The 1,007-nt window shown below is 68.0% G+C and carries 1 protein-coding gene; it reads right to left on the reverse strand.

Going from position 1 to position 1,007, the window contains the following annotated elements; all coding sequences use genetic code 11:
- The coding region (gene manD / locus AC1DKN_RS20975; RefSeq protein ID WP_476872404.1) for a D-mannonate dehydratase ManD at positions 1-1,007 on the reverse strand (1,007 nt) is incomplete at both ends.

The raw sequence follows: 1,007 nt of genomic DNA on the forward strand, positions 1-1,007 counted from the left end.
TCGCCCGGGTGCAGGTAGCCGTCGACGAAGGTCATGGATTGTTCGAAGACCTCGTTGGTCGCATCCGAGTGCTGCATGTATTCCTGGATGCCGTAGTTGTGGATCGCCAGGCCCACGTGCAGCTGCGCGGCGAACCCGACCGGGGAGATGTCGGTGGGGCCGTGGAAGCCGGACTTGATCTGGTACTGCGCGGCGTAGTCCATCACCTTCTTCAGCGGGCTGATCCCGCCGAAGTGGGTGGAGGCTGCCCGCACGTAGTCGATCAGCTGTTCCTTGATCAGGGCCTGGTAGTCGTAGACGGTGTTGAAGATTTCCCCGATCGCCAGCGGGGTGGTGGTGTGCGCCCGGACCAGGCGCAGGGCCTCCTGGTTTTCGGCCGGGGTGCAGTCCTCGAGCCAGAACAGGTCGTAGGGTTCGAGCGCCTTGCCCAGCTTCGCGGCCTGGATCGGGGTCATCCGGTGGTGCCCGTCGTGCAGCAACGGGAGTTCCGGGCCGAACTCGTTGCGCACCGCCTCGAACACGGTGGGCAGGTGGCGGAGGTAGGCGCGGGTGTCCCAGTCCTCTTCCTGCGGGAACGCGCCGCGCCCGGCCGGTTCGTAGTCGTAGCGCTCCCCCGAGGCCTGGGCCTGGGCCGCGACGCCGTAGACGGCCTTGATCCCGGGCACCGCGGTCTGGATCCGGATCGACTTGTAGCCCAGTTCCAGGTGCTCACGGACCGAATCGAACAGGGACGGCAGGTCCGCGCCGGAGGCGTGCCCGTAGGCGCGCAGCCCGTTCCGGGACGCCCCGCCCAGGAGCTGGTAGACCGGCATCCCGGCGAGCTTGCCCTTGATGTCCCACAGCGCCATGTCCACCGCGGCGATCGCGGCCATCGTGACCGGGCCGCGGCGCCAGTACGAGGACCGGTACAGGAACTGCCAGGTGTCCTCGATCCGGTGCGGGTCCTTGCCGATCAGCAGCTGCGCGACGTGCTCCTTCAAATAGGCGGCCACGGCGAGCTCGCGCCC

The organism is Arthrobacter sp. 01N444, from assembly GCF_056399305.1.